A 23,675-nucleotide genomic window follows, 5' to 3' on the forward strand; every position below is an offset into this window, starting at 1 on the left:
TTTAGTGCTGCAATCTGCTGGCTACAGGCCGCTGACGACGATTGCTTCGCGGTTCTTATTGACGGTCGCTGAACCGATTCCAGGCACGTTGGCCAGTTCATCCGCGCTCAGGAATGGGCCATTGGCATCGCGGTAGTCCACAATTGCCTGTGCTTTTTTCGGCCCAACACCGTTCAACAGGTCAGACATCTTCTCGGCGCTGTCTTTATTGATATCGACCACCAGTATGATGTTTTCAGTTGCGGTTGTATCGCCAGAGCTGGCTGTGGTTGAGTCGGCAATTGCCGGTAGGGTTGCTGTCAGGCCAATGAGCAGGCACAGCATGGTCATTAATCGTTTCATGATTATTCATCCTTAAATTTGTCGCTATATGGAATAGCACTGGTTGTGGTGCCGCCAGATCCGTAGCAAGGCACTGCGTCAGGTTAGGGAAGTTGGCGCAAGGCTGACATCACTGCCACAATAGTCTAAAAATAATACGCTTTGGGTGCTGCATGATGCTTCCTTTGCCCGTTCTCGGCCAGCTGGCTCGGCCTGGATTGTGAGCTTAATTCACGAAAGCTCTGAATCTAAAGAACTTGCGCTCATGAGGGAAATCTATATCGTTCAATGCCTGCAAATGATTGAATTTAGGTGGTTATTTTCATGTTAAATGCTCAAGAAGCTCTGCAGCGACTGAAAGAAGGAAATGAACGTTTCGTTACCCAAATGACTCAGCAGGAACTGGCCTCAGAAAAGCGCCGGTTAAACCTTCTTGAGGGGCAATCTCCGTTCGCGATCATTCTTGGTTGTTCCGATTCACGGGTACCTGCTGAAATAATTTTTGATCAGGGCCTGGGTGATCTGTTTGTTATCCGCGTAGCCGGTAATATTGTGGCACCTTCTCAGGTTGGCAGTATCGAATTTGCCGTTGAGACCTTTGGCACACCGTTGGTTGTTGTTTTGGGTCACAACAGTTGTGGCGCAATTAAAGCAACGCTGAATGCGATTAAGAACCCTGAACAGGAGCCTTCGCACAACCTGATGTCGATCGTTTCCCGAATCCGTCCGTCGCTGGAAACCTTGGTAGAGACGGATCTGCAACACAATGAAAAAGATCTGATGAAATTTGCGGTGCGCGCCAATATTCGCACGTCGGTCAGTCAGATTCGTTATTCCTCACCTTATCTGGAAACTCAGATTCAAAGTGGAAAGCTGATGGTTGTGGGTGCTCAGTACTCGCTGGAAGAAGGCAAAATTCACTTTTTTGAAGGTTGAGCTAAAGCGTTTTAAAGCTCGAAAAATCTGCTAGGCTGGCGTTCTTTTTTTGCAAAGGACCCGCCATGTTTGCCTATTTTGAACGGATTATTCCTCCCTTTCCCGAACAGGAACCAGTACAGCCGCCCGGCTCACTGGTTCAATTCTGCCTGCATTACACCCGGGGTATGTGGCGTCCGATTCTGTTTTTGTCACTGTTTTCAGCCACTGTCGCGATTGCCGAAGCTTCCATGTTTGGGCTCATGGGCTGGTTGGTTGACTGGCTTGGCACGGTCGATCCGCAAACCGTTTTTAAAGAGAATATTTCCGTTCTTATTGGACTGAGCATTTTTATTCTGCTGATCGTTCCGGCGCTGATTTTAATCACCTCGATGTTGCTGAATCAGGCGATTCTGGCCAATTACCCAATGTCGGTGCGCTGGCTGGCACACCGCTATCTGCTTAAACAGAGCTTGTCATTCTATCAGAACGATTATGCCGGGCGGGTGGCTACCAAGGTGATGCAAACCTCCCTGGCGGTGCGTGATTCTGTGGTTAAGCTGCTGGATGTGATGGTGTACATCTTCATTTATGTGGTGACCATGATCATCCTCATTGGCAAGGCAGATCATCGGCTGGTGCTGCCGGTATTGATCTGGCTGGTGGTTTACATCGGCATTCAGATTTATTTCATTCCGCGATTGCGTAATGTTTCCAGTGAGGTGGCGGATGCCCGTTCCACCATGACCGGTCGTGTGGTCGACAGTTACACCAATATCCAAACCGTCAAGCTGTTTGCCGATACCCAGAGTGAGGCCGATTATGCCCGCGAAGGCATGCAGGAATTTATGGACGCTGCGCACAAACAGCGCCGGCTGGTCACCCTGTTTGAGGTTGTGCTTTCCTGGTTTAACTATTTACTGCTGTTCTCAATAGCCGGAGCCGCAATTTATCTGTGGTCGATTGGCGAAGTCAGCGTGGGCTCTATTGCCTTGGCGATTGCGCTGTCTTTGCGTATGAATGGCATGAGCCATTGGATTATGCGTGAAGTCGGTGCGCTGTTTGAAAACATCGGTACCGTCATCGATGGTATGAGAACGCTGAGCAAGCCGCAAAGCGTTACCGATGCCCAAGACGCAAAGAAGCTCACGGTAGCGCGCGGCGGCATCCGCTTTAACGACATCAGCTTTCACTATGGAAAATCATCCGGGGTCATTGAAGGGCTGACACTGGATATTAAACCGGGCGAGCGTATTGGACTGGTGGGCCGCTCTGGTGCCGGTAAGTCTACGCTGGTGAATCTGCTGTTGCGTTTTTATGATCTGGAAAAGGGCTGTATTGAAATCGACGGCCAGGATATCGCAAAGGTAGAGCAGGATTCATTGCGCGCGAATATTGGGATGGTCAGTCAGGACACCATGCTGTTGCACCGCTCAATTCGGGAAAACATTCTCTATGGACGGCCCGACGCCACAGAAGCCGAATTAATCTCTGCCTGCAGGAAAGCGGAGGCGTTCGATTTTATTCAGGAGTTGTGTGACCCGTACGGTAATACCGGCTTCGACGCTCAGGTCGGTGAGCGCGGAGTGAAGCTTTCCGGCGGCCAACGTCAGCGCATTGCCATTGCCCGGGTGTTGCTGAAGGATGCCCCCTTGTTGATTCTTGATGAGGCGACCTCTGCGCTTGATTCCGAAGCCGAAGCGGCCATTCAGGAAAACCTTGATCAGCTGATGGAAGGCAAGACGGTTATCGCCATTGCGCACCGGCTATCCACCATTGCTGCATTGGACCGGCTGGTTATTATGGATGACGGTAAGATCGTTGAGCAGGGCGCGCACCGGGATTTGGTGGCCAGTGGCGGCATTTATGCGCAGCTATGGAATCGTCAGACCGGCGGCTTTTTATCTGACTGAATAAACGGTGGTTCACTGCCTTCTGACGGCGAACCCCTGCTGTAAATTAGATATCACAATGCCAGGCCAGCGCTTATTGCGCCGGTCAGGCTCACTGCAAAAAAGAAACACCGGCCGCGGCTGATTTTATGCGTTGCCGGTTGTTTTCTGTTTGTTTAATGCACTCCAGGCGCGCCAGGTTTTTTCTGCTTCTTCGGCATCCTTTTGGGGAATGACCTCAATGGCAAAACCCAGATGGATAAGCAGGTAATCACCCACATTGAGCTCGTCATCGATCAATTGCAGGGCCACTTCACGCTGCACGCCATCGCGTTCACAGATCGCCGTCTGATCTTTAACTGAAAGTATTTTCATAGGTACACCTAAGCACATATGCAGATCCGTTCTATCAATTAATAGTTTTCACTTCCGTTATTTCTAAAAAATAGCGTCGTATTGTTAAAAATTTTAGTGATTCTAAAAATAGTTGAAGAAACTGAGCTGGGACAACCTTTAGCGCTGTTTGAAATGCCGTCGTTTTAGTGCGAGTGCCTATAGTCTTAAGAGACTACAGTCGTTCGCTGCCTGAAAGGTTTAAAGGTTTTATGAATTTTTTGCGGCGATCTATACAGGGCGCTGTCTATGAGTCGATCCGGTTTTTTGCAGTATGAAAAGTTCAATCAGTTGTTCAGTCAGTTGCAGTCGGCAGGGTACGGCTGTGTAGGCCCCAGTGTGATTGATGGTGCCGTTCAGTTCGGCAAGATCAGTTCCGTTGCTCAGCTGCCACAAGGCATTGAGTTGACCGTGAAGCCAGGCAGTGTTCGGGTGGCTAAGGGCGATCATCAGCGTTACTTCGCCTGGCCCAATGGTGCCCAGGGGATCAAACCCTGGCTTTACCGTAGCCGGGAATTACTGTGGCGCGCAGAGCAGACTGAACAGGGTTTTGTGTTCAACCGGCCGGAAGTCAATGCCGAGCCGATTGCATTCATTGGAGCCCGTGCCTGTGATCTTGCCGCGCTGCAATTGCAAGACTTACATTTCATGTATGGGGATTACCCCGACCCCTTCTATTCTGCCCATCGCAATGCGCTGTTTATTGTGGGTGTTAATTGCAGCCATACCGGCAACACCTGTTTTTGCGCGTCGACCGGTGACGGGCCGGAGATTCAATCCGGCTTTGATTTGTTACTGGATGAACTGGACGATGGCTTCATTGTTCGCTTCGGCAGTGAAAAGGGCCTGAAAATTTTTGAACAGCTGGAGTTAACGCCGGTCTCTGCTGAAGGTCATGTTGACGCAAAGGCGCAAATTGCAGAAGTCATTGCGGCACAGGAGCGAGCGCTGCTGCATGAAAACATGCACGCCAATATCTTTTCCAACCTTGACGATAGAGAGTGGGACAGTGTCGCCGAAAAATGCCTGGCCTGCGGCAACTGTACGATGGTTTGCCCGACCTGTTTCTGTCACCGCGAGGTGGAGGTTCAGGCACTGGATGGCAAGTCGAGCCAACATATCCGTGAATGGGATTCCTGTTTTAATCAGGATCACAGTTACATCCACGGTATAACCATTCGTGACGAAACCCGATTGCGCTACCGGCAGTGGATGTCTCATAAGCTGGGCAGCTGGCGTGACCAATATGACCGCACCGGCTGTACCGGTTGCGGCCGTTGCATTTCCTGGTGTCCGGCGGCGATCGATTTTGTTGCCGAAGCCAATCTGATTGCAGGAGATAGCTGATGTCGGCGCAACCTATTGCCAATCCTTACCTGCCTTATGAGGCTGAAATAGTAGAGCGTATTCAGGAAACGCCGGATGTATTCACCTGGCGCCTACGCTTTGTTGACGAACAGCTGCATCAACAGTATGAGTTTCAGCATGGTCAGTTCAACATGCTGTACCAGTTTGGCGTGGGTGAAATTCCGGTTTCGGTTAAAAACCGAGAGCAAAACCTGCTAACGCATACCATTCGTGTTGTCGGTCGGGTGACTAAGGCCATGGCCGAGCTTAAGGCCGGGCACAGAATCGGTATTCGGGGGCCATACGGCCGCGGCTGGCCGATTCAGGACTGCACCGGCAAAGACGTGGTTTTCATTACCGCCGGTCTGGGTTGTGCGCCGGCCATCTCTGCTATTCAGCATGTGGCGGAATGCCGCACCTGCTTTGGCCGGCTGGTCATCATGCAGTCGGTTAAGCACCGCTCCGATATGCTCTGGCAGAAGCAATACGATGAGTGGCGGCAGTTGCCCAATACGCAGGTATTGCTGGCGGCCAGCCGCGAGAAAACCAATTGGCCGAACTGGGAGCGGGGCCGGGTGTCGGTGCTGTTTGAAGATGCCATCTATGACAAGCAAAACTGCACCGTCATGCTGTGCGGCCCGGACGGTATGATGAGTGGGTCTGCGCGTATGCTGGCGGAACTTGGGGTGCCGGAAGAGCACATCTATCTGTCGCTGGAGCGCAACATGCAGTGCGCCATTGGTCACTGTGGTCACTGCCAGTTTGGTTCTGCATTTGTGTGTAAGGATGGCCCGGTATTCTCCTATCCGGAAGTTAAAGAAGTGCTCGGCCACAGGGGGTTCTGATATGAAACCACGGGTTGCTGTTCATAAGTTTGCCTCCTGCTCCGGTTGTCAGCTGGCGTTCATTAATATGGGCGAAGACCTGATCACCCTGACCGAGCTGGTGGATATTGTTCATTTTCCTGAGGCTGGTCCGCTCGGCCCGGAGGATGCCGTCGATATTGCCTTTATTGAAGGCAGCGTCACCACGCCGGAGGATGTTGACCGTTTAAAGGGGATTCGCGAGCACTGCGGCTACCTGGTTACGATGGGCGCTTGCGCTACATCGGGCGGTATTCAGGCGTTGAAAAATAACGCGGACAGCGATGCCTGGCTGAAGTCTGTCTATGCCAAGCCCGAATACGTTGAAAGTCTGTCGACCTCTGCGGCCATTTCCCGTCATGTTGCGGTTGATTTTGAGCTCTGGGGCTGCCCGGTTAACGTGCGTCAGATCAGTTGGGTGGTGCGGCAGCTGTTAACCGGCGTTGAACCGGTGGACGCCAATGAAAAGGTGTGCGCAGAGTGTAAGCGCAAAAATACCGTTTGTGTGCTTGTCAGTAAGGGTGAGCCCTGTATGGGGCCGGTGACCCGCACCGGTTGTGGCGCACTTTGCCCGAGTTTCGGAACAGCCTGTTATGCCTGCTATGGTCCGGCAGAAGGCATCAATACCGAAGCGTTGGGGCAGCGCTTCATTGGTCTTGGCCTGCAACCGGCCGCAATTGCCCAGAAGTTCCATATGATCAATAACGCCGCTGATGAGTTCGATTCAGCCGGCAAATCCTGGGCTGCCAAACAGGAGGTGAGCAATGAACACTCATCCTGAACGCGAAATAAATATCGAGGTGCCGGTGATGGTGCGCCTGGAAGGTGAGGGCGCGCTGAGCTTTCAGGCCAGTAACGGCAAAGTCGAGCAGCTGCACCTGCGCATTTATGAACCGCCCAGGCTGTTTGAAGAGTTTCTGGTGGGGCGAAACTATACCGATGTGCCGACCATAACGGCGCGAATTTGCGGTATTTGCCCGATCGCCTATCAGATGACCTCTATTCTGGCGCTGGAAAAACTGTTTGATGTCGAGCCCGGGCCCTGGGTCTATGACATGCGACGCCTGCTGTATTGCGGTGAATGGCTGCAGAGCCACGCGCTGCATATCCATTTGCTGGCAGCACCGGATTTTCTCGGCTTCGACAACGCCATTGACATGGCGGAAGACCACCCGGAAACCGTGACGCGGGGGATGCGCCTGCAGGCGTTGGGTAACGAAATTCTAAGGCTCTTGGGCGGGCGCAGCGTCCACCCCATCGGCCTGAAGGTTGGCGGCTTTCATAAGGCACCGTCTGTCGATGCTGCTCAATCCCTGCTGAAGAAATGTGAGGCCGCCCTGGATGATGTGCGCCAGCTGGTCGCCTGGTGTGCTCAGTTAAATTTGCCGGAAGATCAGCAGCAGTTCACCTCGGTTGCCATTCACAATGAAAATGAATACGCGATTATGCCCGGGCGGCTGCGTTCAGACGCCGGCCTGAATATTGGCTTCAATCAGTATGCCGATAACTTCGCCGAAGAACAGGTGCCGCACTCAACGGCCTTTTATTCCCGGCTGAATGGTCACTCTTATTTTCTCGGGCCTTTGGCGAGAGTGAATCTTAACTTCTCTCAGTTGCCGGGCTCCGTTAAAGCCTGGGCAGAAGCACAGGGCTTGAAGTTCCCCAGTGCCGATATGTTTCATAACGTTGTGGCCAGGGCGATTGAATGTCATTACGCCCTGGAGGAAAGCATTCGAATTCTTAAGGCTTACCAGCTGCCGGAAAGCCCTTTTGTCGAGGTGGTTCCCAAGGCAGGGGTTGGTGAATTCTGTACCGAGGCACCCAGGGGTATGATCTATCACCGGTATCAGGTAGATGCTAGCGGTAGTATTCGGGCTGCGACCATCATTCCACCCACCAGTCAGAACCAGCTGAGGATTGAAGAAAACCTGAAAAGCTCGGTTGAGCGCTTTGGTTTGAATCATACGGATGATGAACTGCGTCTGTTTTGCGAAAAAATTATTCGCAATTACGACCCCTGCATTTCCTGTTCAGTGCATTTTCTGAAGCTGGATGTTGACCGATGCTGACCCTGCTGGCTGTAGGCTCTTGGTTTGGCGCGGATCACGTCAGCTGGCAGATAGCTGAAGAATTAAAGCCCGGCGCGGCTTTTCAGGTGCATCTCTGTCGTCACCCTGTCGATTTGCTGAGCTATATCAACGCCGGTGATGAATACGTTATTCTGGATGCGGTCTGTACCGGCCAGGCGAGAGGCCGCTTACTCAAGATCGATATTAATTCCGGTTGGCAGACATCTGGCGGTAACAGTCACGGTTTAAGCTTGATCGATGTATTAAAACTGGCGGCATTGGTGACGGAGCCGGCAGAAAAAAGAGTTCAGCTTTATGGCGTAGAAGCCGGTGAAAATACTGATCAGCCCTTCACTGAAGGAGAAGTTCGTTGCCTGGCGGAGCAATTAACGGCGATAATGGCCGCCGGTTCGGCTGCGACACAATAATTTTTGCAGTTTAAGAGCCCCGGAATCAGCCACTTTTTGCGCTTTTACATTGTTCGGATAAATAAAGTGGTTCTCGAAATCTTGTTTCTAAACTACAATTTCGGCCATTAGCTGGTCAAAATTGATACGATATTCATAGAAAAGCGGGTCTCTATGTTGATTCAAAGCAAGAAATTCCGTTCCGATGGTTGACCTTTTGATACAATATTGTAATTTTGCAACACAAATTTTTTAACCCAAATCACACACCTAAAATAGGGGATACTAATACCATGGCTATTAAAGTAGGTATTAACGGTTTTGGCCGTATCGGTCGTTTCGTTTTCCGTGCTTCTTGCGAGCGTGACGATATCGAAGTTGTAGGTATCAACGACCTGATCGACGTTGATTACATGGCTTACATGCTGAAGTACGACTCAACTCACGGCCGTTTCAAGGGTACTGTTGAAGTTGAAGGCGGTAACCTGATCGTTAACGGTAAGACTGTTCGTGTAACTGCTGAACGTGACCCTGCTGCACTGGCTTGGGGTGACCTGGGCGTTGACGTAGTTGCTGAAGCAACTGGTATCTTCCTGACTGACGAGACTGCTCGTAAGCACATCGAAGCTGGCGCTAAGAAAGTTGTTCTGACTGGCCCATCTAAAGACGCAACTCCAATGTTCGTTATGGGTGTTAACCACGAGTCTTACGCTGGTCAAGACATCGTTTCTAACGCTTCTTGTACGACTAACTGTCTGGCTCCAATGGCTAAAGTACTGAACGACAAGTTCGGTATCGAGTCTGGCCTGATGACTACTGTTCACGCAACGACTGCAACTCAGAAAACTGTTGACGGTCCTTCTGCTAAAGACTGGCGTGGTGGTCGTGGTGCTTCTCAGAACATCATCCCATCTTCTACTGGTGCTGCTAAAGCTGTAGGCGTTGTTCTTCCAGAACTGAACGGCAAACTGACTGGTATGGCTTTCCGCGTACCAACTGCAAACGTTTCTGTTGTTGACCTGACTGTTAACCTGAAAAACGCTGCTACTTACGAAGAAATCTGTGCTGCTATGAAAGCTGCTTCAGAAGGCGAAATGGCTGGCGTACTGGGTTACACTGAAGACGCAGTTGTTTCTCAGGACTTCATCGGTGAAACTCAGACTTCTGTATTCGATGCAGCAGCTGGCGTTGCTCTGACTGACAAGTTCGTTAAGCTGGTTTCCTGGTACGACAACGAAATCGGTTACTCCAACAAGGTTCTGGATCTGGCTGCTCACATTTCTAAGTAAGCTCAGAATTCGTTCTTTGAAAACCGCGCTCCGGCGCGGTTTTTTTATTTCTACCGCAAAGCCGGTTCAGGGCATTTTGTAGGAAAATTTCAGTTTTACTCTTAGCTCCGAGAATGCTCAGGTCTTGATCTCGAGAGCAGTGGAATATGAATTTAATAAGACAAAGCCAGCCTGGCTTGTCTATAATCTTCCCCACTCAGTCAACTTTTAATTAGGTTTCTCTAAAATGACAGAAAAAGTTTTTATCACCTCCGGTGATCTACTCAGAGACTCGTTTCGTCTTGCCGCGCAGGTGTTAGAAGACGGTTTTCGCCCTAACTTTATCGTTGGTATCTGGCGGGGAGGCGCGCCAATCGGTATTTCAGTTCAGGAATACTTTGATTTCAAAGGCATCGAAACCGACCATATTGCGGTTCGTACCTCCTCTTATTACGGTATTGGTAAGCAGTCGAAAGAGATTCGGGTTCACGGCCTGCATTATCTGATTGAAAATGCCAACGCCGAAGATTCACTGCTCATCGTTGATGATGTGTTTGATTCCGGGCGCAGTGTTGATGCCCTGATCTCACAGATTAAGAGCCTGTCGCGTAAAAACACACCGCACGATATTCGAGTCGCTTGCCCGTGGTATAAGCCAAAAAATACTCAGGTGGATATGAAGCCGGATTACTACGTGCGCTCCAGTGATGAATGGCTGGTATTCCCGCATGAGTTGACGGGTCTGACACCGGATGAGTTGATTGAAGGTAAGCAGGAACTGAAAGAGATTAAAGACCTTCTGCTTTAATCCCCTTTTTAATGCCTTAATAAAGGCCATCGCCTGTCAGAAAGCCGCTCATTTCAGCGGCTTTTTTTATAGCACCTCATCGAACAACCAGATATCCACCTGCTCACCTGGTTCCACACTGCCACGTTCGTTTTCCAGCGCGATATAGCAATTAGCCTCTGCCAGGCCGGTCAGTATGTGCGAACCCTGAAACGCGCCCGCCGGAGATACCGTTAAGCCCTGTTCTGAAGTGGACCAGACGCCACGCTGAAAATCCTGCCGACCGGGTGATTTTTTCAGTCTGCTGTCAATTATAGCTTTCAGCACCTTCATGGGTTTGTAGCCAATGCGCTGGTGCTGGCGAATCGCCTGACTGGCGAGAATATGGAATGTCACCATCGCTGAAACCGGGTTGCCGGGTAAGCCGATAAAGAAGCTGTTGGGCAGCTTACCGAACGCAAAGGGTTTGCCCGGCTTGATAGCCAGCTTCCAGAAGTCGATCTCGCCCAGCTCCGCCAGAATATCTTTGGTGAAATCCGCTTCGCCAACACTGACACCGCCGGAGGTGATCACAAAATCGCACTCACTGTCCGCCTTCAGGAATGCCTCGCGGAACAGTTCAGGCTGGTCTGGCAGTGAGCCGTAATCGACAATTTCAACGTTCAGGTATACCAGCATTTGCCGAATCGCCGGGCGGTTGGAATCATACAGTTCGCCATAGTTCAGCGCTTCGCCCGGTTGCTTGAGTTCATCGCCGGTAGATATCAACGCCACCCGGGTGCGCTTATACACCTCTACCGTTTTGCAGCCGGCACTGGCGAGCAGGGCGATATGGGCGGCGTTCAGCAGGGTGTTGGCAGCGACCAGTCGGTCGCCGGCGTTAAAGTCGTCCCCGGTTTTACGGACATTGCTGCCAGCCTTGACCAGCTCATTGAAGCGGACGCAGTTTTCATTGTAGTGCGCCATTTCCTGCATGATGACGGTATCGGCACCCTGTGGCAGCGCGGCGCCGGTCATGATTCGAATAGCATTACCGGCGGTCAATGGCTGCAGGTAGGGCTTGCCGGCAAAGGCAGTCCCCTGAATTGTCAGCTCGGTTTCTAAGGGAGTGTCACTCAATTTAACGGCAAAACCATCCATTGCCGAATTGTCGAAGCTGGGTGAAGGGCTTTGCGCCAGTATCGGGCTGGCTAAAACCCGGCCGGCAGCGTCGCTAAGCTCTACACTTTCGGTTGCTGTTGCGCCGTTGACCAGCGCCAGTATTTTTTCGATTCCGTCATTTAAAGGCATCAGCCCCGGTTGATCACAACATCCCATTTTTAATTACCTATAGCTCGTTGATGTGGTCGTGTGCATAGATGGCTGCTTCTACGCGTGACCGCAAATTCAGTTTGGAAAGTACCCGCTTTACGTGCACTTTTACAGTCCCTTCTGCAATAGACAGGTTTGCACCAATGACCTTGTTGCTTTGCCCTTCGGCGATCAGCTTCAGAACATCACGCTCGCGTTCGGTCAGGCTCTCTAACTCGGTATTGGTGCCGGCCACTCGCTGGCGCATGGCGCGGCGGGCAATCTCTTTAATGTTCGGGCTCAGTACCTGGGTGCCGCTGATGCAGTCTTTGATGGCCAATACCAGCTCTTCCGGGTCCAGGTCTTTCAGCAGATAGCCGTCGGCACCGTTCTGAATGGCGCGTTGAATATCGGCCTGATCATCGGATACGGTAAATACAATGATACGGCAGGTAATGCCATTGTTACGCAGTTGCAATAGGGTTGTTAGGCCGTCCTGCTCCGGCATGTTTAAGTCCAGCAGAATTAAATCCGGATCGAGCTTCAGGGCTGCCGGCAAGGCATCTTTGGAATTGCCCAGTTCCGCCACTAAATGGAACTCCGGTTCCAGCTCGAACAGTTGCGCCAGTCCTTTGCGCAACATCGGGTGGTCGTCGACGATGATGATGTCAGCCATGAGTAGCTCCGGTTGATTTCTTTTTATTGAATTCCAGTTTAACGCAGGCGCCGCCGAGTTCCTCGCATTTACCGTAGGTCATGCTGCCGCCGATTCGCTGCGCGCGCTCAGCCATGATGGTGAGCCCATAATGTTCGGGTTTATTGGGTTCCGGCATAAAACCGATACCGTTGTCGCAGATGAGAATTTTCAGCTGTTCAGCATTGCACTTCAGGCGTACCTGAATTCGGGTCGCCGAGGCATGCTTAAATACGTTGGTCAGGGCTTCACGGATGATGTGCAGGCAGTGCACTTCTTCGTGGGCGTCCAGGTCTCCCGGCCAGCATTCGTCCATGTGCAGGCTGATGCTCAGGTTGCCGGACTGGCGGTTGAAGTCATCAAGAATATTCTGCAGGCCCTGTTCAAAGCTGAGTTCTTCGTGCTGGGTACGAAAGGTGACCAGCAGTTCACGCAGTTTGCGGTAGCTGGAGTTGAGGCCCTCTCTGAGCTCCTGCAGGGTGGCGTTGAGCGTGTCGCTGTCGGCACCCATTTCTTTTTGCTTGGCAAAGCGGACAACCTGAATTTTCAGATAACTCAGGTTTTGTGCCAGCGAGTCGTGCAGCTCCCGGGCAATGGCATTTCTCTCTTCGTGCAGAGCAATCCGTTTTTCGTTGCCCAGGGTTTCACTTCGCCGGTAGGCGTTTTCAAACAGGTCGCCGATGGTTTCGAAAATCTGCTTTTTCCACGGCTCTATCACCACGGCAGAGTCGCACACCAGGTAGCTGTGGTCGGATGCTATATGAACCCAGTAGAACGTCGCTGATCGTGGCTTCGGCTCGTTGGTTTGCCAGTACAAGGTTTTTTCGTGACAGATTTCGCTTAACGCATCGGTGGTGTGCTGCTTTATGCCGGTAATGTCCGGGGAAAAGGCGCTCAGGCGCTTGCTCAGATTAAACAGGAATTCCAGTATCTGATTATTGCGTGACAGTTCCTTGGTTTGGGCGATGATTTTGTTTTCCAGCTGAGTCTGATACTGGGAAATTTCTTCGGCCATTCGGTTCAGTGTGGTCGCCAGCTGACCCAGTTCATCTTTATAGGCGGGTGGCACCCGGGCGCTGGTATCGCCTTTGCCCAACTTAATCACGGTATTGGTCAGCTTTTGCAACGGCACAACCAGCCGGCAATAAATCAAAGCCGTAAATATCAGTGCGATGAACAGCGTAAAAACACTGGCACCGATCTGCTGGCGGTGCAGCGCACTGACCTTGGCTTCCGCCCAATGCTCATAGGATTCAACAAAGGCATCGACCTGACTGACAAAGCCATCGACATTGCGGTGATAGGTTTCCGGGTTGCTGTAAGCCAGTTGCTTCATGTTCTCGAAACTTAACTGAATGCCCTCCAGCTCTTCAATTAATTGTTGATTCTGCTTCACGTGCTTGCTGGTAATGGTGATCAGGGTATCGAGCTTCTGATCAAACTCAACGATGAGTGCTGCAATGCTGGTTGGGTTGGCACTGCGTTTCAGCTCATAGGCGATGCGGTAAGACTGCATGCGCAGCGAGCCGGCAATGTTAATGGCTCCGGCGTCACCGGACAGCACCGAGGTCATAAACAGGCTGTGCAGGATGGCTGAAAGCGACAGGGTGGCCAGCAGTACAAAGCCGAATACCAGTGAATACGCAATGGGGTGTCGGGTCATTTTGAGCATATAACATCTTGCCGTTTAACGGTTTTGTTGGCCTGAATACGATTCGTTTGATTCTACGCAACGACTATACCCCCATGTAGGTACTCCGTCCTGTTTTCCACAAATTAGTATGCTCGAAGTAAATTCTAACAACTGAATTCGTAAGGAGGAGCCGCTGTGTCGGAGAAACCCATCACCAAAGCCAGCGAGCTGAAAGCGTTTCTGTTTATTTCGGTGGTGCTGTTTCCACTGTTGTCGGTAGCGGTTGTTGGCGGCTTTGGATTCATCATCTGGATGTCACAGTTGCTGTTAGGGCCGGGGAGTTACTAAACCTTTATGACCGTAAACAGGCGCACGCTCTTTCGTAAACTGCTGTCCCCCGACAACGCTCAGGCGATTGCCGATGTGCCGGTGCGACCTCCGGGTGCTGTCAGTGAACGTGCGTTTATTGAAGCCTGCACGCGCTGCGGTGATTGTATTAATGCCTGTCCGGAGCAGGTGATTGTCGCCGGTGACGGAGGCTATGTTGAAATGAACTTTCGGCAGACCGGTTGCACAAGTTGTGGCCGTTGTATCGAAGCCTGCTCTGCCGGGGTTTTACGCCCGTTAAACAGCCAGCGCATTGCCGGAAGCGCACATATTTCCGGCAGCTGCCTGCCGAAACACCAGGTCAGCTGTCAGTCGTGCCGCGATATCTGCGATCAATCGGCCATTCGCTTTGATTTTTCAACCGCAACACCAGCCCCGGAAGCCGACATTGAAGCCTGCAATGGCTGCGGGTTTTGTGTCGCGGTATGCCCGGTCGGCAGCATTCATATTCAATCCCAACCCGAACTGAGAGGAACACTGTGATGCGAAATGCAGCATCGGTAAATGTTGACCCGCGTGAAGAGCACATCGTCAGTGTTGTGGTGCACCTGAACAACGAGCTGGCCGGGAGTGCCTGTCGCGCCATAGCGCAACTGGAGCGGGTTGAGATGGTTGTGCAGCAGGCGTGCAAATGCGTGCTGTTGCTGAACGAGCGCTCTGCCCGGGAAGTGATGGCAAAAATTGAAACCGTACAGGATATAACCGGTGTGCTGAACGTCGCCATGATTGCGCACCACACTGAATTGCCAGCTGCGTTAGATGAAGCACTGGATGATTAACCGGACTACTGAACTTAAAACAAATTACAAAATTATCCATTCAGGAGATATCAATGAAACTGACTCGACGCGATGTGATTAAGGCGCAGGCTGCCGCGGCTGCGGTCTCCGTTGCCGGGTTGTCGTTGCCGGCACAGGCCACCAACCTGATCGCTACCAGTGAGAAAAATAAAATCCAATGGGATAAAGCACCCTGTCGTTTCTGCGGCACCGGCTGCTCTGTATCGGTGGGCTCTAAAGACGGCAAGATTGTCGCGACCCATGGCGATCAGCTGGCACCGGTGAATCGTGGCCTTAACTGTGTGAAAGGGTATTTTCTTGCGAAAATAATGTACGGCAAAGATCGCCTGACCCAGCCGCTGCTGCGCAAAAAGAACGGTGTTTACGCCAAAGAGGGTGACTTCACTCCGGTCTCCTGGGATGAAGCGTTCGACATCATGGCTGAGAAATGGAAGAAAACCCTGAAAGAAAAAGGCCCGACTGCGGTGGGCTTTTTCGGCTCAGGGCAGTGGACGGTGTGGGAAGGCTACGCCGCCTCTAAACTGATGAAGGCAGGCTTCCGCAGTAACAATATTGAACCGAATGCGCGTCACTGCATGGCGTCGGCGGTGGCCGGGTTCATCCGCACCTTTGGCATGGATGAACCGATGGGCTGTTACGATGATATTGAGCATGCCGATGCCTTCGTGCTGTGGGGGTCTAACATGGCCGAAATGCACCCCATTCTGTGGACGCGCCTGACCGACCGGCGTTTGTCCTTTCCGCATGTCCAGGTGGCGGTACTCTCAACCTATGAACACCGCAGCTTTGACCTGGCTGATATCCCGATGGTGTTTAAGCCGCAGACCGACCTGTACATCGTCAACGCGATTGCCAATTACATTATTCAGAACAAAAGGGTAAATCTCGATTTTGTCGCCAAACACGTTAACTTCCGCAAGGGCGCCGAAGACATCGGTTATGGCCTGCGCCCGGAACACCCACTCGAGCAAAAGGCGAAAAACGCCGATAAAGCCGGTGCTTCAGAGGCGATTGATTTTGACGCCTGCGCCGAGTATCTGAAGCCCTATACGCTGGAAAAGGCGGCACAGGAATCCGGCGTGTCGGTCGCCTCACTGACCCGCCTGGCCGAGCTCTACGCTGACCCGAATAAAAAGGTAATGTCGCTGTGGACCATGGGCGTGAATCAACACACCCGCGGTGTTTGGATGAATAACCTGATCTATAACCTGCACCTGCTGACCGGCAAGATTGCCGAGCCGGGCAACAGCCCGTTTTCGCTCACCGGCCAGCCATCGGCCTGCGGTACTGCGCGTGAAGTGGGTACCTTTGCTCATCGCCTGCCTGCTGACCTGGTGGTTGCCAACCCGGAGCACCGCAAGTACGCGGAAAAAATCTGGCACTTGCCCGAGGGCATCATTCCTGGCCAGGTTGGCTTCCATGCGGCACTGCAAAACCGCAAGCTGAAGGATGGCGATCTCAACTGCTATTGGGTTCAGGTGAACAATAATATGCAGGCCGCGGCCAACATGAATGAAGAAACCTACCCAGGCTACCGCAATCCGGACAACTTCATTGTTGTATCCGATGCCTACCCAACCGTCACCTGCGAGGCGGCAGACCTGATTTTACCAACCGCCATGTGGGTGGAAAAAGAAGGTGCCTACGGTAACGCGGAACGACGTACCCAGTTCTGGCATCAGCTGACCGAAGCACCGGGCGAGGCCATGTCGGATTTGTGGCAGGTGATGGAGTTCTCTAAGCGCTTTACCACCGAAGACGTCTGGCCGGCTGACATTCTGGATGCCAATCCGGGCTACAAGGGAAAATCCCTGTTCGAGGTTCTATTCGCCAATGGGGTGGTGAATAAATTTGGTTTGGACGAGATTGAAGCCGGCTACGGCAATCACGAATCAGAAGATTTTGGTTTCTATGTGCAGAAAGGGTTGTTCGAAGAATATGCCTCCTTTGGTCGTGGCCATGCGCACGATCTGGCACCTTTTGATACCTACCATGAAACCCGTGGACTGCGCTGGCCGGTGGTCAACGGTGTGGAAACCCAATGGCGCTATCGCGAAGGCTACGACCCTTATGTTGAGGCCGGCAAGGGTGTGCAGTTCTATGGCAAGCCGGATGGACGCGCGATTATTTTTGCGTTGCCATACGAACCACCGGCGGAAAGCCCGGATGAAGAGTACAACCTGTGGTTGTCAACCGGCCGTGTGCTTGAACACTGGCATTCCGGTTCAATGACCCAGCGCGTGCCTGAGCTGTATAAGGCGGTGCCCGATGCCCTTTGCTACATGCATCCGGACGATGCCCGTGAGCGCGGTATGCGCCGAGGCGATGAAGTGAAGGTGGTGTCCCGTCGCGGTGAAATCCGCATCCGGGTGGAAACCCGAGGCCGTAATAAGCCGCCAAAAGGGCTGGTGTTTGTGCCCTGGTTTGATGCCAGCCAGTTGATCAATAAGTGTACGCTGGATGCCATCGATCCGATTTCGAAGCAAACGGATTACAAAAAATGCGCTGTTAAAGTCGTTAAGGTGTGAGGAGTAGATCATGAAAAAACTAATAATGCTGATCGGTTTCATCACGCTGATGACAGCGTCTTTTGCAGAAAACCAGATTGCCACACTGCGCGGCGAGACCGTTTTAACCGACGAGCCAGTTGCGCCACTGATGATGCCGGAAGTGAACGACGACCGGCGCTTATCGCGTGATTACCCGATGGCTGCGCCAACCATACCGCATAAAACCGATGGCTACCGCATCGACCTGAACTCTAATAAGTGCCTGTTTTGCCATAACCGGCAGCAGGTTAGCGCCAGTCAGGCGCCGATGATATCGGTGACGCACTTTATGAATAGCGACGGTAACTTCCTGGCCGATGTTTCGCCGAACAGGTACTTCTGTAACCAGTGTCATGTTTCGCAGCAGGCAGTGGATGTGCTGATCGAAAACGAATTTATCAGCATGGATGAGTTGCTTAAACGCGCTCACGAAAGCCATTAAGGAGCCGTATATGTTGACTCGTTTGAAAGCAATGCTCCGGCGCTGGTGGCGGGTGTTTTCCAAACCGTCGGTGCATTTGTCTCTGGGCTTTTTAACGCTCGGGGGCTTTTTGGCCGGGGTGATTTTCTGGGGTGGTTTCAACACCGCGATGGAATATGCCAACACCGAAGAGTTCTGTATCGGTTGCCATGAAATGCGCGAAAACGTTTATGTGGAGCTGCAGGAAACTGTGCACTTCTCTAACCCGTCGGGCGTACGCGCAACCTGTTCTGATTGCCATGTACCGCATGAATGGAGCTATAAGATTGCCCGTAAGATGCAGGCATCGAAAGAAGTCTGGGGCAAGGTTTTCGGCACCATCGATACTCCGGAGAAATTTGAAGCCAAGCGGCGGGAGCTGGCTGAGCACGAATGGGCGCGGCTGAAAGCCAATGATTCACTGGAGTGCCGGAACTGCCATGACTTCAGTTCCATGGACTTTACCCGCCAGAGTGAACGTGCAGCCTTACAGCACAGTACGGCGCTGGCCAGCGGTGACAAAACCTGTATCGATTGTCACAAGGGGATTGCCCACCACCTGCCGGATATGAGTGGCGTTCCGGGCTGGGACTGATGGCCCGGTTGTTTACCTCAAACCTTTTATGAATGACTCGGCGCTGCCGGGTTTTTTTGTGTTCGGGTTCTCACTATTCGTTTTTCGACTGTTGTTTGGTTATTATCCGGACTACGTTCATTTTAAGACATGCACCCCTATGCCGATATTATGCCGTACCGCCACCGAGCAGGATTTAGATGATATCAACGCGCTGTATCAAAGCGATTGGCACGCCATTTCGAAATTCAGTAAACGACAGGAGCTGATCTTCAAACGGTTGGTCAGCGAGCGCCTGACCGAGCTGCTGGTGGTCGAAAAAGACAAGTTCGTCGTTGCCTGTTGCCACTACATGACCATGCCGACACTGGCTCACGGCGGGCGCAGCATGGCGATGCTGGGTCATTTTGCGGTTGATCCGATCAACCGGCAGCAGGGGCATGCGAAGCGGCTGTTGAGCTTTGCGATTGATTTTGCGCGTAAACAGGGCTGTTATCAGGTTCTGATTCAGGTTGATAAACTGCAGCACTGGCAAAAGCAGCTACTGCAGTCGTATGGCTTTTGTGAAAATACCGGTTCGCTGGTTCTGCAATAAAGGAGAATACTGATGTCTAAACTGTGCATTCTGATAGGGGGCTCCAAAGGGTTGGGTTTGGCGCTCTACAACCACTATCAGCAAAACGGTTTTACCGTTGAGGAGTTTTCGCGCTCCGGTTCCGGGCCACACCATCACAGTGTTGACCTGAGCCGGCGCGAGTCGATCGATGTCATCGATGCCCGAATGCAGCAGCTGGCGGCACAGGGCTTTCAGGAGATTCATCTGCTGATTAATGCCGGAAGCCTGGGGCCGATTGGCCCGCTGCACATGAGTGAACCGAAAGACTGGTGGCACAGCATCGATATCAATTTTACCTTGCCGATTACGATTCTGGGGCGTTTCCAGACCGTGTTCCGCGCAGTCGATGCACGCAAGGTAGCGGCCTTCGTTTCATCCGGCGCGGCCAGCCATCCGTTTCATGGCTGGAGCCTGTACTGCGCCAATAAGGCCGGTGTCGAGCAGTTTGTCAGGACGATGGCCGTTGAACAGAGCGTTGAAGCGTTGCCGATACTTTGTGCCAATCTGGATCCGGGTGTGATGGATACCGGAATGCAGTCTGAGATCCGCTCCGCGACACCGGAGCAGTTCAGTCTGGTCGAGCAATTTGTGCAGCGCCATGATGCAGGTGGTTTGGCTGCGCCGGAAGCGGTTGCAGAAAACACCTTCAATGCTTTGATTGCTGATTTTGAAAATGGAGCCAGTCTTCGTGTCGCCGGCTATTGAGCAGCAGATCGAGATTTCCAGCGATAAAATTCAGCTGGATATTACCTTGATTCATCAGTTTCTCAGCAACAGCTATTGGGCAAAAGGCATTGATCTGGCCAGGGTAGAGAAATCCATTGAAAACTCCCTGTGCGTGGGTGTCTATCTAGGCAAACAACAAATCGGCTTTGCCCGGCTGATCACCGATTACACGACCTTTGGTTATCTGGCTGATGTCTTTGTATTGCCGGAATATCGCGGCCGGGGTGTTGCCAAACAAATGATCGATTGGCTGCTTAACCAGCCTGAAGTGCAGCAGTTAAGGCGTATTGTTCTGGCTACCCAGGATGCGCATGCGTTGTATCGGCCTTTTGGTTTTTCTGCCTTGGGCGATGACGATGTGAAAAAGTTTATGCAGCTGCGGCCAACGAATGGGGCCGTTAACCGCGGTTGATGCTGGATGAGCCGCGAATGGCGCATGGCCCACTAGTGGGCCATGCGCAAAGTTAGGTAACGGTTCGCTTCGCAGTTCAGCGAATATCTTCGTTGAAAAACCTTGAAATAGCGCCACTATTCCTGTGTTTTTTCGCCTTGATCTTCACTGAACTACTATGCTCCTTAGTGACCGAACTGTGCGCATAGCCCACTAGGACGCTCGGCTGGTACGGTGTAAAAAAAGCAAATAAGACAACAAATAGACAGAGCCCCAAATGAGCCCGGGCAGTATCGATTGAAAAATATTTGGCGTGCCGATAAACCAGTGAAGCCCGGCTGGCACCGTTGCACTGATGACAAAGCAGCAGCCAAATGCGCCGGCGAGGGCAGTCACCGTTTTACCGAGCCGCCTGTAAAGGCTGGCGGCAATTAGGGTTAAGGTCAGGGTGGCGGCAAAGGCGAAGCTGCCCTGTGCTGCAAAGGCTTTGGTGGCTGCGGTCATACCGAAGTCATGATTAGACCAGGCTGCCCACGAGCCATACGCCAGCAAGGCTGCCAACGCAGCCAGCAGGCTTTGCACCCTGGCAGATTGCCAGAAACTATTGAAATGACTGAAGCGGTTTGTGTACACGGTAGGGCCGGCCTGAAGCGAGTTGTTGTCAGTCAGACCGGTCCGGTCGGTTTTAGTTCGCCTCTTCGCCAAAGTAGACCCAGCGGTTTTTTACCTTCTTAAATACCGAGCATTCGGTAAAGCTTTTGGTTTCATCGCCTTCCTGATAACTGACTTCAAATTCCACGGTTGCCTTTTTCAGACCGCTTTTAGCGGCCAGTACATTCAGGTTGAGCCAGGTGACGGCCTGCAACTCTTCCATGCTCATGGGCGGGCAGGTTTTTGGGTGCCAGGTTTTTATCAGGTAATTTCTTTTATGTTTGGCAAAGGCGGTGTAGCGACTTCGCATCAGATGTTCCGGATCTTGCGGGTAAACACCGCCTTCAATGTAGCGGCCACAGCAGTCCAGATAGTTGGCTTGTTTGCCACAGGGGCAGAGGTCTTTCTCGTTCATTTATTTTCTCGCGGATTGGATAAGCCGGCTAAGTGCATTGGCCAGGGTTTCATTCAGGGCATCAGATGAGAAGATCTTCATCACAATACCCTCCATTCCCTGCTGCATAGCCAGGTTGGTGATGACTCGGTTGAAGCCGGTTTCATCGGTATGAATGCTGAGCTCGGTCATGAGCTGACCAGCAAGGTTCAGGTTGCTGAACAGCGCCGGGTAATTGGTGAAGATGATCAGCAGGGTTTCCAGGTCAAGCTTGCCGGTATCTATCAGGTTAAGGATAAAGCCTTCCACCTGTTCCGGTTCGGCCGTTTGGCTGGTGGCCCGCAGCGCAGACTGAATCGTATGGGCAGTGTCTCTTCTCTGCGCACTGGTAATAGCGGCGCGGGTAATCGCCGGGCTGGTTTCAACGTGCTGTAGTTGACCGGCCAGGGCAATGAACGGCTCGTCACCGACTACAGACAGAGCTCTGCTAAACTCCTGCTCGTGGGTATGCAGGCAGCGCTCGGCTAAGTCGGCCAAGCCCTGAATGCCCAGGGTTTTCCAGTCTGTCTGCTCATTCTGCAGCAGATAGAATTCGGCGGCCGGTTCAAAATAAGGGCTGGCAGGCAGTGAAAGCAATTGCGTAGCCTTCGCGTGCAGGGCGGCCATCTTGCTGGAATCCGGCTGAAACTGATACGGGTGGTCGGTCAGCAGGCGGCGGCGTTCGTTGTCGTCGTTGGTTTGCAGTGCTGTGTAGAGCCGGCGTACCAGGTCGCTGTGCACGGCTGGCACCAGGCAGCCCTGTTCATCCAATGGCAGCTTCAGAAACCACAGGTTGTTTTGTTCCGGATGTTCAGCATCCCAGATGAAGGTGGCAACCCAGGCAAAGCCTAAATACGGATAAGGGTATTTACTGCCATTGTCCAGAAGCGCTAAGGTGCTGCGCGGTAGCTGCTTCAGATGAGTGCCGAGATCAAAGAGCTGATAGTTTGCTCCGGTGACGTCTAAGAATCCTGACAAGCTGGGTGCGTTCATCAATCTTGCTCTGTTTGAATACTGAACCCGCCATTATGCCAGTCTGTCAGCGGGAGGAAAGTTCTTGTCCGTTGTCTGTAGCGTGCCAGCTGTAAAAAGGTGATCAACGAAGAGGAGTAAAGCCGGGTGAGTGGTACGGTTAAAGAGTTGCTGATAAAGCTTGAGCAGGAAATGAAGCAGCAGGGTTGCTGGCAGCAGGTGCCGCCGGCAGCGGAAAAGCTGAACAGCGTTGAGCCCTTCAGCGTAGATACCTTAACCTGCACCGAGTGGCTGCAATGGGTCTATGTTGCCCGCTTACATGCCATTATCGAGGCCGGTGGTTGCTTGCCCTCTGGCGCGCAGGTCTACCCCTATGCAGAAGAGGCGCTGAAAAGTGAAGGCTTTGAAGCTGACCGCTTGTTGGCATTAATTAAGCGGCTGGATGACTGCCTGGCATAAAAAAAGCGGCTAATGCCGCTTTTCTACAATAACGCAATCGCCATTTAGGCTGCGAAGTTTTCTGCTGCAAACTCCCAGTTTGCCAGTGCCCAGAATGCTTCCAGGTACTTAGGACGCAGGTTGCGGAAATCGATGTAGTAAGCATGTTCCCACAGGTCAACGGTGATCAGCGGTGTAACGCCTTCGGTGATTGGTGTTGCTGCGTTGCTGGTGTTTACGATATCCAGGCTGCCATCAGCGGTTTTTACCAGCCAGGTCCAGCTGGAACCGAAGTTATTGACTGCTTTATCGTTGAATGCAGCCTGGAAGGCCTCGAAGGAACCCCATTTTGCAACAATCGCTTCAGCCAGTGCGCCAGTAGGTTCGCCACCGCCGTTCGGGCTCAGGCTGTTCCAGTAGAAGGTGTGGTTCCAGATTTGTGCCGCATTGTTGAAAATGCCGCCTTCAGAAGTTTTGATAATTTCTTCTAAGCTTTTGCCTTCAAACTCAGTACCCGGAACAAGGCCATTCAGCTTAGTCACATAGGTCGCGTGGTGCTTGCCATAGTGATACTCCAGTGTTTCAGCTGAAATGTGTGGTTCCAGTGCATTTTGAGCGTAAGGTAGTGCCGGTAGTTCAAAAGCCATTGATACTCTCCCTTTGGATTGTTTTATGAATAGCATTGCCAAGAAACATCATTAGGTTAGTTGATGTATGTTTCAAGAGCCTGTTTTAATCGAACTATATTAAATTATCTGAGTTGAACTGTGTTTTGCTGTCAAATAATCTGTTTGATAAT

The 23,675-nt window shown here is 52.0% G+C and carries 28 protein-coding genes; 19 read left to right on the plus strand and 9 right to left on the minus strand.

Annotated features, from left to right (window positions below):
• Window positions 1-21: 21 nt before the first annotated feature.
• On the minus strand, window positions 22-342 hold the full coding sequence (locus tag BCF53_RS12180; RefSeq protein ID WP_132702016.1) for a ComEA family DNA-binding protein: 321 nt from the start codon (window positions 340-342) through the stop codon (window positions 22-24).
• 303 nt (window positions 343-645) lie between these two features.
• On the opposite strand from BCF53_RS12180, the gene BCF53_RS12185 reads away from it, so the two are divergent.
• On the plus strand, window positions 646-1,257 hold the full coding sequence (locus tag BCF53_RS12185; RefSeq protein ID WP_132702017.1) for a carbonic anhydrase: 612 nt from the start codon (window positions 646-648) through the stop codon (window positions 1,255-1,257).
• 65 nt (window positions 1,258-1,322) lie between these two features.
• Window positions 1,323-3,149, plus strand: coding sequence for an ABC transporter ATP-binding protein (locus BCF53_RS12190; protein ID WP_132702018.1), 1,827 nt, complete (start codon window positions 1,323-1,325; stop codon window positions 3,147-3,149).
• 126 nt (window positions 3,150-3,275) lie between these two features.
• Here BCF53_RS12190 and BCF53_RS12195 read toward each other — a convergent pair whose 3' ends face one another.
• On the minus strand, window positions 3,276-3,521 hold the full coding sequence (locus tag BCF53_RS12195) for a HypC/HybG/HupF family hydrogenase formation chaperone (protein WP_132702019.1): 246 nt from the start codon (window positions 3,519-3,521) through the stop codon (window positions 3,276-3,278).
• A 249-nt stretch (window positions 3,522-3,770) separates the two neighbouring features.
• On the opposite strand from BCF53_RS12195, the gene BCF53_RS12200 reads away from it, so the two are divergent.
• From BCF53_RS12200 to BCF53_RS12230, 7 genes are all read left to right on the plus strand, one after another.
• The gene (locus BCF53_RS12200) at window positions 3,771-4,868 is read left to right on the plus strand and encodes a 4Fe-4S dicluster domain-containing protein (RefSeq protein ID WP_132702020.1); all 1,098 of its coding nucleotides are present in this window, start codon (window positions 3,771-3,773) and stop codon (window positions 4,866-4,868) included.
• Window positions 4,868-5,713, plus strand: a complete 846-nt coding sequence (locus BCF53_RS12205; RefSeq protein WP_132702021.1) for an FAD/NAD(P)-binding protein — start codon at window positions 4,868-4,870, stop codon at window positions 5,711-5,713. The genes BCF53_RS12200 and BCF53_RS12205 overlap by 1 nt, the downstream gene beginning before the upstream one ends.
• A 1-nt stretch (window position 5,714) precedes the next feature.
• On the plus strand, window positions 5,715-6,512 hold the full coding sequence (locus BCF53_RS12210) for an NADH-quinone oxidoreductase subunit B family protein (RefSeq protein WP_132702022.1): 798 nt from the start codon (window positions 5,715-5,717) through the stop codon (window positions 6,510-6,512).
• On the plus strand, window positions 6,496-7,800 hold the full coding sequence (locus BCF53_RS12215) for a Ni/Fe hydrogenase subunit alpha (RefSeq protein WP_132702023.1): 1,305 nt from the start codon (window positions 6,496-6,498) through the stop codon (window positions 7,798-7,800). Before BCF53_RS12210 ends, BCF53_RS12215 begins: the two co-directional genes overlap by 17 nt.
• Entirely contained in the window at window positions 7,794-8,228 is a 435-nt protein-coding gene (locus BCF53_RS12220) for a hypothetical protein (RefSeq protein WP_132702024.1), read from the plus strand. Before BCF53_RS12215 ends, BCF53_RS12220 begins: the two co-directional genes overlap by 7 nt.
• Window positions 8,229-8,500: 272 nt before the next feature.
• On the plus strand, window positions 8,501-9,496 hold the full coding sequence (gap, locus tag BCF53_RS12225) for a type I glyceraldehyde-3-phosphate dehydrogenase (protein WP_132702025.1): 996 nt from the start codon (window positions 8,501-8,503) through the stop codon (window positions 9,494-9,496).
• Window positions 9,497-9,722: 226 nt separating this feature from the next.
• Entirely contained in the window at window positions 9,723-10,283 is a 561-nt protein-coding gene (locus BCF53_RS12230) for a phosphoribosyltransferase (protein WP_132702026.1), read from the plus strand.
• A 66-nt stretch (window positions 10,284-10,349) separates the two neighbouring features.
• On the opposite strand, the gene moeA is transcribed toward BCF53_RS12230, so the two are convergent.
• From moeA to BCF53_RS12245, 3 genes are read right to left on the minus strand one after another with little or no spacing between them, the layout of a single operon-like run.
• On the minus strand, window positions 10,350-11,579 hold the full coding sequence (gene moeA, locus BCF53_RS12235) for a molybdopterin molybdotransferase MoeA (protein WP_132702027.1): 1,230 nt from the start codon (window positions 11,577-11,579) through the stop codon (window positions 10,350-10,352).
• Between the two features lie 10 nt (window positions 11,580-11,589).
• Window positions 11,590-12,228: a two-component system response regulator NarL gene (gene narL, locus BCF53_RS12240; protein ID WP_132702028.1), complete on the minus strand. Its 639-nt coding sequence runs from the start codon at window positions 12,226-12,228 to the stop codon at window positions 11,590-11,592.
• Window positions 12,221-13,918, minus strand: a complete 1,698-nt coding sequence (locus BCF53_RS12245) for a histidine kinase (protein ID WP_132702029.1) — start codon at window positions 13,916-13,918, stop codon at window positions 12,221-12,223. The genes narL and BCF53_RS12245 overlap by 8 nt, the downstream gene beginning before the upstream one ends.
• 156 nt (window positions 13,919-14,074) lie before the next feature.
• Here BCF53_RS12245 and BCF53_RS12250 point away from each other — a divergent pair, with 156 nt between their 5' ends.
• The 9 genes from BCF53_RS12250 (at window position 14,075) to BCF53_RS12290 (ending at window position 20,403) form a co-directional block, all read left to right on the plus strand.
• Entirely contained in the window at window positions 14,075-14,227 is a 153-nt protein-coding gene (locus tag BCF53_RS12250) for a periplasmic nitrate reductase, NapE protein (RefSeq protein ID WP_132702030.1), read from the plus strand.
• A gap of 6 nt (window positions 14,228-14,233) precedes the next feature.
• On the plus strand, window positions 14,234-14,749 hold the full coding sequence (gene napF, locus BCF53_RS12255) for a ferredoxin-type protein NapF (protein WP_132702031.1): 516 nt from the start codon (window positions 14,234-14,236) through the stop codon (window positions 14,747-14,749).
• Window positions 14,749-15,045, plus strand: coding sequence for a chaperone NapD (locus tag BCF53_RS12260; protein WP_165901907.1), 297 nt, complete (start codon window positions 14,749-14,751; stop codon window positions 15,043-15,045). The genes napF and BCF53_RS12260 overlap by 1 nt, the downstream gene beginning before the upstream one ends.
• A gap of 53 nt (window positions 15,046-15,098) precedes the next feature.
• Window positions 15,099-17,594, plus strand: coding sequence for a nitrate reductase catalytic subunit NapA (napA, locus tag BCF53_RS12265; protein WP_132702033.1), 2,496 nt, complete (start codon window positions 15,099-15,101; stop codon window positions 17,592-17,594).
• Window positions 17,595-17,604: 10 nt separating this feature from the next.
• The gene (locus BCF53_RS12270) at window positions 17,605-18,057 is read left to right on the plus strand and encodes a nitrate reductase cytochrome c-type subunit (RefSeq protein WP_132702034.1); all 453 of its coding nucleotides are present in this window, start codon (window positions 17,605-17,607) and stop codon (window positions 18,055-18,057) included.
• A 10-nt stretch (window positions 18,058-18,067) separates the two neighbouring features.
• On the plus strand, window positions 18,068-18,670 hold the full coding sequence (locus BCF53_RS12275) for a cytochrome c3 family protein (protein ID WP_207902726.1): 603 nt from the start codon (window positions 18,068-18,070) through the stop codon (window positions 18,668-18,670).
• A gap of 139 nt (window positions 18,671-18,809) precedes the next feature.
• On the plus strand, window positions 18,810-19,244 hold the full coding sequence (locus BCF53_RS12280) for a GNAT family N-acetyltransferase (protein WP_165901908.1): 435 nt from the start codon (window positions 18,810-18,812) through the stop codon (window positions 19,242-19,244).
• Window positions 19,245-19,256: 12 nt separating this feature from the next.
• Entirely contained in the window at window positions 19,257-19,970 is a 714-nt protein-coding gene (locus BCF53_RS12285) for an SDR family NAD(P)-dependent oxidoreductase (protein ID WP_132702036.1), read from the plus strand.
• The gene (locus BCF53_RS12290) at window positions 19,954-20,403 is read left to right on the plus strand and encodes a GNAT family N-acetyltransferase (RefSeq protein WP_243645827.1); all 450 of its coding nucleotides are present in this window, start codon (window positions 19,954-19,956) and stop codon (window positions 20,401-20,403) included. The genes BCF53_RS12285 and BCF53_RS12290 overlap by 17 nt, the downstream gene beginning before the upstream one ends.
• Window positions 20,404-20,595: 192 nt before the next feature.
• Here BCF53_RS12290 and BCF53_RS12295 read toward each other — a convergent pair whose 3' ends face one another.
• Genes BCF53_RS12295 through BCF53_RS12305 form a run of 3 tightly spaced genes read right to left on the minus strand, consistent with a single transcriptional unit; the run spans window position 20,596 to window position 22,459 of the window.
• Window positions 20,596-21,015, minus strand: a complete 420-nt coding sequence (locus BCF53_RS12295) for a hypothetical protein (RefSeq protein ID WP_132702038.1) — start codon at window positions 21,013-21,015, stop codon at window positions 20,596-20,598.
• A 52-nt stretch (window positions 21,016-21,067) separates the two neighbouring features.
• The gene (locus BCF53_RS12300) at window positions 21,068-21,448 is read right to left on the minus strand and encodes a YchJ family protein (RefSeq protein ID WP_132702039.1); all 381 of its coding nucleotides are present in this window, start codon (window positions 21,446-21,448) and stop codon (window positions 21,068-21,070) included.
• Entirely contained in the window at window positions 21,449-22,459 is a 1,011-nt protein-coding gene (locus BCF53_RS12305; protein ID WP_132702040.1) for a DUF3549 family protein, read from the minus strand.
• A 126-nt stretch (window positions 22,460-22,585) separates the two neighbouring features.
• On the opposite strand from BCF53_RS12305, the gene BCF53_RS12310 reads away from it, so the two are divergent.
• Window positions 22,586-22,897 carry a YqcC family protein gene (locus BCF53_RS12310; protein ID WP_132702041.1) on the plus strand — a complete coding sequence of 104 codons (312 nt, stop codon included), beginning with the start codon at window positions 22,586-22,588 and terminating at the stop codon, window positions 22,895-22,897.
• 44 nt (window positions 22,898-22,941) lie between these two features.
• Here the strand turns inward: BCF53_RS12310 and sodB are convergent, their stop codons facing one another.
• Window positions 22,942-23,523 carry a superoxide dismutase [Fe] gene (gene sodB, locus BCF53_RS12315; RefSeq protein WP_132702042.1) on the minus strand — a complete coding sequence of 194 codons (582 nt, stop codon included), beginning with the start codon at window positions 23,521-23,523 and terminating at the stop codon, window positions 22,942-22,944.
• Window positions 23,524-23,675 lie beyond the last annotated feature (152 nt).

Source organism: Reinekea marinisedimentorum, assembly GCF_004341165.1.
GTDB lineage: Bacteria > Pseudomonadota > Gammaproteobacteria > Pseudomonadales > Natronospirillaceae > Reinekea > Reinekea marinisedimentorum.

Bases quoted from the DNA above. Each gene is read 5' to 3' on its own strand.
- BCF53_RS12245 (WP_132702029.1), bottom strand. From the start codon at position 13,918: ATGCTCAAAATGACCCGACACCCCATTGCGTATTCACTGGTATTCGGC.
- BCF53_RS12195 (WP_132702019.1), bottom strand. From the start codon at position 3,521: ATGTGCTTAGGTGTACCTATGAAAATACTTTCAGTTAAAGATCAGACG.
- BCF53_RS12205 (WP_132702021.1), top strand. From the start codon at position 4,868: ATGTCGGCGCAACCTATTGCCAATCCTTACCTGCCTTATGAGGCTGAA.
- BCF53_RS12180 (WP_132702016.1), bottom strand. From the start codon at position 342: ATGAAACGATTAATGACCATGCTGTGCCTGCTCATTGGCCTGACAGCA.
- BCF53_RS12260 (WP_165901907.1), top strand. From the start codon at position 14,749: ATGCGAAATGCAGCATCGGTAAATGTTGACCCGCGTGAAGAGCACATC.
- narL (WP_132702028.1), bottom strand. From the start codon at position 12,228: ATGGCTGACATCATCATCGTCGACGACCACCCGATGTTGCGCAAAGGA.
- napA (WP_132702033.1), top strand. From the start codon at position 15,099: ATGAAACTGACTCGACGCGATGTGATTAAGGCGCAGGCTGCCGCGGCT.
- BCF53_RS12185 (WP_132702017.1), top strand. From the start codon at position 646: ATGTTAAATGCTCAAGAAGCTCTGCAGCGACTGAAAGAAGGAAATGAA.
- BCF53_RS12300 (WP_132702039.1), bottom strand. From the start codon at position 21,448: ATGAACGAGAAAGACCTCTGCCCCTGTGGCAAACAAGCCAACTATCTG.
- moeA (WP_132702027.1), bottom strand. From the start codon at position 11,579: ATGGGATGTTGTGATCAACCGGGGCTGATGCCTTTAAATGACGGAATC.
- BCF53_RS12200 (WP_132702020.1), top strand. From the start codon at position 3,771: ATGAGTCGATCCGGTTTTTTGCAGTATGAAAAGTTCAATCAGTTGTTC.
- BCF53_RS12305 (WP_132702040.1), bottom strand. From the start codon at position 22,459: ATGAACGCACCCAGCTTGTCAGGATTCTTAGACGTCACCGGAGCAAAC.
- BCF53_RS12230 (WP_132702026.1), top strand. From the start codon at position 9,723: ATGACAGAAAAAGTTTTTATCACCTCCGGTGATCTACTCAGAGACTCG.
- gap (WP_132702025.1), top strand. From the start codon at position 8,501: ATGGCTATTAAAGTAGGTATTAACGGTTTTGGCCGTATCGGTCGTTTC.
- BCF53_RS12220 (WP_132702024.1), top strand. From the start codon at position 7,794: ATGCTGACCCTGCTGGCTGTAGGCTCTTGGTTTGGCGCGGATCACGTC.
- BCF53_RS12280 (WP_165901908.1), top strand. From the start codon at position 18,810: ATGCCGATATTATGCCGTACCGCCACCGAGCAGGATTTAGATGATATC.
- BCF53_RS12210 (WP_132702022.1), top strand. From the start codon at position 5,715: ATGAAACCACGGGTTGCTGTTCATAAGTTTGCCTCCTGCTCCGGTTGT.
- BCF53_RS12215 (WP_132702023.1), top strand. From the start codon at position 6,496: ATGAACACTCATCCTGAACGCGAAATAAATATCGAGGTGCCGGTGATG.
- BCF53_RS12275 (WP_207902726.1), top strand. From the start codon at position 18,068: ATGTTGACTCGTTTGAAAGCAATGCTCCGGCGCTGGTGGCGGGTGTTT.
- sodB (WP_132702042.1), bottom strand. From the start codon at position 23,523: ATGGCTTTTGAACTACCGGCACTACCTTACGCTCAAAATGCACTGGAA.
- BCF53_RS12285 (WP_132702036.1), top strand. From the start codon at position 19,257: ATGTCTAAACTGTGCATTCTGATAGGGGGCTCCAAAGGGTTGGGTTTG.
- napF (WP_132702031.1), top strand. From the start codon at position 14,234: ATGACCGTAAACAGGCGCACGCTCTTTCGTAAACTGCTGTCCCCCGAC.
- BCF53_RS12190 (WP_132702018.1), top strand. From the start codon at position 1,323: ATGTTTGCCTATTTTGAACGGATTATTCCTCCCTTTCCCGAACAGGAA.
- BCF53_RS12270 (WP_132702034.1), top strand. From the start codon at position 17,605: ATGAAAAAACTAATAATGCTGATCGGTTTCATCACGCTGATGACAGCG.